General features: G+C 67.6%; 1 protein-coding gene. It reads right to left on the bottom strand.

What is annotated here, in order from left to right; all coding sequences use genetic code 11:
- The coding region (locus AC2JF9_RS10210) for an ATP-binding cassette domain-containing protein (RefSeq protein ID WP_500727538.1) at positions 1-330 on the bottom strand (330 nt) is incomplete at its 3' end.
- Positions 331-395 lie beyond the last annotated feature (65 nt).

Below are 395 nucleotides of genomic sequence, written 5' to 3'. Positions count from 1 at the left end.
CGTTGCGACCGCCTCCACTTCATGCGCCGGCGGCGCGTCCCTGCACGCCAGCGCGAAGTCGCGAAGCGTGGCGAAGCCGTCGACTCCGGGATCCTGCTCCAGCAGCACGACACGGGTGCCGGGCTGGATCGTGCGGCGCCCCTCGTCCGTCTCGATGAGGCCCGCGAGGCATTTGAGCAGGGTCGTCTTGCCCGCGCCGTTCGGACCGATCAGCCCGACGACCTCGCCAGGGTAGAAAGTCAGGCTGACATCGTCGACCGCCTTGATGCCTCCGAACCGTCGCGAGACGTTCTCCAGCTTCAAGATCGGAGCTGTTCCAGCGTTGCTCATGCTCAGGCCTCGCTGCTGGCGCGGACTCGCAGCGGCTGCCGCGACGGAAGGAGACGAGAGAACAG

Source organism: Lactobacillus sp. C449L, assembly GCF_059900815.1.
The sequence above is the reverse complement of the archived record's forward strand: the minus strand, read 5'-3'. Positions and strand labels throughout refer to the sequence as shown.